Origin of the sequence: Gordonia sp. i37 (assembly GCF_002043085.1) — a bacterium.
In the GTDB taxonomy this organism is placed as follows: Bacteria; Actinomycetota; Actinomycetes; order Mycobacteriales; family Mycobacteriaceae; genus Gordonia; species Gordonia polyisoprenivorans.
On the sequence record NZ_MVPX01000055.1, the window covers coordinates 1 to 5,694 of the forward strand.

At 68.0% G+C, this 5,694-nt stretch carries 5 protein-coding genes and 1 pseudogene; all 6 read right to left on the reverse strand.

The window, feature by feature from the left end; translation table 11 throughout:
• On the reverse strand, positions 1 to 518 hold a 518-nt coding region (locus tag B1964_RS02125; protein WP_079928620.1), incomplete at its 3' end, for a glycoside hydrolase family 25 protein.
• Between the two features lie 418 nt (positions 519 to 936).
• Positions 937 to 2,031, reverse strand: coding sequence for an MSMEG_0565 family glycosyltransferase (locus B1964_RS02130; protein ID WP_079928623.1), 1,095 nt, complete (start codon positions 2,029 to 2,031; stop codon positions 937 to 939).
• An 8-nt stretch (positions 2,032 to 2,039) separates the two neighbouring features.
• A complete protein-coding gene (locus B1964_RS02135) occupies positions 2,040 to 2,891 on the reverse strand; it encodes a carbon-nitrogen hydrolase family protein (RefSeq protein ID WP_079928621.1) in 852 nt (283 codons plus the stop codon).
• 43 nt (positions 2,892 to 2,934) lie between these two features.
• Positions 2,935 to 4,392, reverse strand: a complete 1,458-nt coding sequence (locus B1964_RS02140) for an MSMEG_0567/sll0787 family protein (RefSeq protein WP_079928624.1) — start codon at positions 4,390 to 4,392, stop codon at positions 2,935 to 2,937.
• A 4-nt stretch (positions 4,393 to 4,396) separates the two neighbouring features.
• Positions 4,397 to 5,452 (reverse strand): MSMEG_0568 family radical SAM protein, encoded by a 1,056-nt coding sequence (locus tag B1964_RS02145; protein ID WP_079928622.1) that lies wholly within the window; start codon positions 5,450 to 5,452, stop codon positions 4,397 to 4,399.
• 36 nt (positions 5,453 to 5,488) lie between these two features.
• Positions 5,489 to 5,694 (reverse strand): annotated as a pseudogene (locus B1964_RS02150) (FAD-dependent oxidoreductase); the annotation flags it as partial.

Genomic DNA, 5,694 nt, shown 5'->3' on the forward strand with positions numbered 1-5,694 from the left:
TGGTCGCCGAATTCGGTGGTGCCGCCCATCGCGGTGTCCCAGAACTTCGGATAGGTGTAGAGGATCGTCTTGCGCCCGGTCAGCGACTCCAGGGTGGCAAAGAACTCGCGCACCCACGCGGCGAGATCCGTCGGATTGAGCCCACCGGAGTTCTCCAGATCGAGAACCGGTGGGAGATCGAGCATTCCGTTCTGCCCGAGCACGACCCCGGCGTAGAAAAGTGCTTGCGCGGCAGCTGATTGCGAGGGGTCGGCGTAGTGATAGGTGCCGCGGATGAGGCCGGCGGCACGCATGGCGAGGCTGTCTGGAACGAAGTACGGATTGACATAGGTGAGGGATTCGGTCGCCTTCACCATGGCGATCTGCTGGCCGGCGGCGCGCACCGCGAACCAGTTGATCAGCGACACGTTCGGATGCTGGTAACTCGACACGTCCGGCCCGACCGACGGGGCCGCGGCAGCCGGCGCAACGGTCAGTGAGCCGGCGACACCCACCACCGTCGCGACGGTGGCGGACATGACAAGACGACGGCGCATCATGCGCCCCAGGATAGGCCTGCTCGCGCCCGGCCTGCGTCCCATCTGTCACTTCCGTAACACACTCGTGGCCGGAAACTCCCGTAACGGTCAAGTCGGTCAAGGGTTTTGACCGAGTTCTATGTATTCGGGGCGTTTCCCCGGTGGTCGAGGTGCGAGGCGCGTGCGCCGAGCCTCGAGACCGCTTGTGTCAAGGCTGGTTTCGGATCTCAGCGTTGGCTCGGGTGGTCTCGAGACGCTCCGGCTCGCTGCGCTCGCGCGGGGCTCCTCGACCATCGGGGAACGGCGACCGTCATCGGGGGGAACACCGCGGCTTCTCCCCACCCGATGGTCGAGGTGTGAGGCGCGTGCGCCGAGCCTCGAGACCGCTTGCCACGGTGCTGGTTCCGGCCCAGGCGGACTACCGGATCGGATGTTCGCGATAGAAGTCCAGGTGCGCCCTCGCGGCGGATTCCCAGGTGAGGGATCGGGTCAGGACGCGGCCGGCGTCGACGCGCGAATCGGGATCGGCGAGAGCGGCGGCGAGGTGGTCGGCGAGGTCGGCAGGATCGGTGGCATACCGCACGGTCTCACCGAACACCTCACGGAGAATCGGCAGATCACGGGCGACCACGGGACGGCCGGCAGCCAGTGCCTCCATGGCGGCCAGCCCGAATCCCTCCTTGGTCGACGGGAAGGCGAAGGCGTCACACGCGGCGACCAGCGGTGGCAACACGTCGTCGGCGACTGCCCCGAGAACGATGGGCTCAACCCCGAGATCGTGGGCTCGCCTGTCGAATTCCGCACGGTAGTCGCGGTAGTCGAAGAGGGTCTCACCGCCGGCGAAGACGAGTGACAGGTCCGGAACGCGAGCCCGCAGCAACGCGAACGCCTCGACCAGATCGATACTGCCCTTGCGGGGTTCGATGCCACCGACCGCCAACACGAAGGGGCCCAGCCGATCCCGCCATTGCCGTCGAGCGGTGGCGGCCGAAGGCTCCGGGCCCGCCGCGACCGAGAATCGATCGTGGTCGACCCCGTTGGGAATCACCGTGGGGTGCAGACCCCATCCGGCTCGAACCTCCTCTGCGACCGATCGTGACACACAGATCCGCGCATACGGGTTGACGACGGCCTTCTCGTGGCAAGCGACGAGGATCGGGGTGGTGAATTGGTCGAGATGGTGGATCGTGCGGATACACCGTCCGACGGCGTTGGCGCTGATGCAGTCCTGGGCGTGCACGATGTTGGTGCCAGTGGCGTCGAACTGCTCACGCATCGTGGTGATCGACCGCAGGATCCGGTCGGTGATGGATTCGTTCTCTCGATCAGGAAACGGGATGAGCCGCAACGTGACCGAAGGATTCACGGCTCGGAAGAATCCCTCGTCGCCGCCCCGCGCCAACGACCACACCGTCACCTCGGCGCCCTGATCGGCCAGTGCCTCGGCGAGATTGAGGGTGTGGACCACCCCGCCACGCGGCTTGGTCGAATAGGTCAGGAGCGCGATGCGCATGGGGTTCGTCATCTCCGGATCTCGGTGTTGCTCGGCAATCGGTAGGCGTCGGTACGCAATTCGGCCAGATGGTCCAGAACCCTGCGAGCCCGGCCGATCTCGTGCTCGACGTCGACGGTGACCTTGGCGAGCCCACCCTTGGAACGGGTGGTCGTCAGGATGTCACCGCCGGGGCCGACGACCTTGGCCTGACCGAGGAATCGCAGCGACCCGGTGATGCCGGTCAGATTCGACGACACGACGAACACCTGGTTCTCCGCGGCGCGGGCACTGTCGTAGAGGTCGAACAGGCGCGACTGTCGGTCGGCCGGTAGCCGTGCGGCGCGGTCGGTGACGCTGGCCGGCCAGGCCGAGAGCGCGGCGATGGTCGTCGCCCCGTCGAGGGCCAGGGTGCGTGCCGACTCCGGGAAGGTCTTGTCGTAGTCGATCAGCATGCCCAGCCGGCCGATCGGGGTGTCGAACGCCTCGAACCGATCACCGGCCGTGTACGCGACGGACTCGCCGGCGGGCTGGTGGACCTTGCGATGCGTTCCGAGCACGCCGTCACCGTTGACACACACCGCCGAGTTGTACCGCACCCCATCGGCGGCCTCGGCATAACCGATGCACACCACCATCTTTCCCGCGGCGGTGGCGATCGCCGCCAATTCGGGGCCGTTACGGTCGAGGGTGGGTGGCAGGTCGTCGACGTCGGGCGCGCGAAGATCGCCGATGTACCCGCCGAGTGCCGCGTCGGGAAACACCAGCAGGTCCACACCGTCGCGTGCGGCGGCCTCGATGATGCCCAGCGCCTTGGACACTGCGCGCTCGACGTCGCGGCCGAAGTGCGCGGCGAGAGCTCCGAGTGTCACGGTTGTCATGGACGTTCAGCCTACCGAGTGCGGTGGTCGGTTGATGGGTAACTCACGCCGCCCCGAGCCCGGTCACACCGCCGGCCACGGCGACGGTACTGACCCCGTCCGGCCAGCGCAGCCGTACTCCGGCTCCCGCAACCAGACGTCCACATGCCGCCGACACCACGGGTGCGGCCGACCCGGGGTCGGCGGGTCGGGTGTCGGCGAGGAGCATGCCGTACCCCGGAAAACAGGTGAGCCAGTCACCCATCGCGGCTTCGGTAGGCCGCGGCACCGCGGCAACATCGAGTTCGGCACCGGTCCCCGACGCTTCCGCGAGCATTCCCAACGTGCCGACCACGCCGGCCATGCTGACATCTTTCGCGGCGCGCGGGCGCAACCGCGCCGGAAGCTCCGTCATCCGTCGTAGCGCCTCGGGATCGCGTGAACTGGTGCTGTCCCATTGTCTTCCGTGATATCCGGGTCGCCACCCGCCGGTGGTGTCGGCGAGCAGGGACACGACGTCGCCGACGCGGCCGGCGCCCGCGGCGATCGGACGATCCGTACGGCCCAGCGCCGTCACCGCCAACGCCGACGGAACCCCGAACTGCGTGTGGCCACCGAGAACCGCTGTGCCCCAAGCATTGGCGGCTTCGGCGATACCGCGGACCACCCGTTCGACGTGTACCCGGGTCGGGCCGCCGACGGCGTCGAGCACACCGACCGGCGTCGCTCCCATCGCGGCGAGATCGTTGATGTTGACCAGCACCGAGCACCACCCGGCCCACTCGGGATCCCGCTCGACCATGGACGGCACGATCGCATCGCAGGCCGCGATCAAATCGCTACCCGGTACCGGCGCACCGTCGTCGCCCCGAAATCCCGTCGGTCCCAACCCTGTCTGCTGCGCCAGGAACGGCGTGAGGATCTGTGCCAGTGGCGCTTTCGTGGCGTCGGCGGCTCGCTGGATGCGCCCGATCGGCCAGCGCATCCGGCGATGAGCCCGACCGCGCACGGTGACGTCTGCACCGCAATCGTCCCAGCCGAGTCCGGTGAACAACCCGGCGAAACGGTCCTGGACGCATGCGTCGAACCGTAGGGCGCCCGCGGTCTCCACATAAGCGCACGCGGCCCGGATCAATGCCGCGCCGACACCGCGGATCGGACGGTCGGGGTCGACGACGAGTCGGCTGCCCGCCCAATATCCGATGTCGGGGTCCAGACAAGGAGCCACCCGCACTCCGCCGACCACAGCACCGTCGTCGGTGACCGCGATCAACGCCACCATGCGTGGATCGTCGTCGACGTCGTCGGCATCGGAACCGTCGAAAAGTCCCTGACGGAGTACGAATTCGGCGCGCCGCAGAGCCCGATAGGCGTCCACCTCGGCGCGGGAGTCGGCGACGTGGATCAGGTGGGCGGTCTCGTTGCCGGACTGTCGGCGATGCGGGGTGCCCGCGAGGATCGACAGGTCGCCCCGAGCGGGAGCGGGTGGCGCGGCGTGGGGGAGGCTCCGATGATCGAGCATGTTCTCACCCACCGACATTCGCCAACACACTGCACGCACCGCAGGCAGCGCATCCGGCGCGTTGGTCGCTGCCGGCCATGTCGATCAGCTGTAGATGGGACGCGACCTCGCGGCTGATCTTCTCCACCGTCGCCGCGTCGGGGCCGGTGGCCCCATCCACATCGACGGCCAGGGTGCCCTGTTGCGGGCGGAATGGCACGATGAACGGGTAGACCCCCATGTCGGCGAGTTCCATGGCACCGGAGATCATTTCGTCGGCATCCTCGCCCAACCCCACGAGCAGGTAGGTCGAGACCTGGTTGCGGCCGAAGACGCGGACGGCCTCGGCCCACGCTGCCCGATACTCGGCGAGCGGTACCGTCGACTTCCCCGGCATCCACCGGCGTCGCACCTCGTCGTCGAGGGATTCGACGTGGATGCCGATCGCATCGGCACCGGCGTCGCGCAGGTCGCCCAGAACCGAGAGATCGGCGGGCGGCTCGCACTGCACCTGAATGGGGAGGTCGGGGACGGCATCCTTCACCGCGCGGACGCATCGTGCGAGATGCCGTGCTCCCCGATCACGTCCGGCCGATGTCCCGGTGGTCATCACCATCTGGGTCACACCGTCGAGGTCGACGGCGGCACGCGCGACCTCGGCGAGTTCGGGGGGTCGCTTGACAGCGGTCGTGGAACCAGCTCGCAGCGACTCCTCGATGGAGCAGAACCGGCAGCGTTGATCCTCGGCGTAGCGGATACAGGTCTGAACGACGGTGGTGGCCAGGACGTTCTGACCGTGCAGCCTCGCGATCTGCTCGTACGGCACGCCGTCGGCGGTGGCGAGATCGTAGAATCTCGGCCGGCCGATCGGCGTGATCTGCACGCCGACGTCGTCCCCGTCGAGGAGTACGCGATCACCGTCGAAGATGAAGGGGCTGTTGTCGTTCCGAGGGATCGCGGCGTGCAGTCCGTCGACGACGAGGTGACCGTCATCGCTCGGACCGGCACCGCCGGTGCGATGGACCGGTGGCGTGCCCCGGATGCCCAGCAGTGCGAGGTCGACGCGGGTGGAGACGCTCATGATCGTCCTCCGATCGGTGGGGTGAGGGAGCAGGGGTTATTGGCTGGCGGCGAGGCGTAGCGGGGAGCGGGTGATGCCCTCGCAGATCATTTCCGCGATGTGGCGGGCGTCGCGGTCGATGCCGAGGAATCGTCCGGAGCCCCAGGTGTGCATCCACGGCAGACCGACGAAACTGAGTCCGGGTACCTCGGTGACGCCGCGGGTCTGCATCGGACGGCCCGACCCGTCGAAGGCGCTGGGGG

Excerpts from the sequence above, each read along its gene's own strand:
- B1964_RS02130 (WP_079928623.1), bottom strand. The coding sequence starts at position 2,031 with ATGCGCATCGCGCTCCTGACCTATTCGACCAAGCCGCGTGGCGGGGTG.
- B1964_RS02135 (WP_079928621.1), bottom strand. The coding sequence starts at position 2,891 with ATGACAACCGTGACACTCGGAGCTCTCGCCGCGCACTTCGGCCGCGAC.
- B1964_RS02145 (WP_079928622.1), bottom strand. The coding sequence starts at position 5,452 with ATGAGCGTCTCCACCCGCGTCGACCTCGCACTGCTGGGCATCCGGGGC.
- B1964_RS02140 (WP_079928624.1), bottom strand. The coding sequence starts at position 4,392 with ATGCTCGATCATCGGAGCCTCCCCCACGCCGCGCCACCCGCTCCCGCT.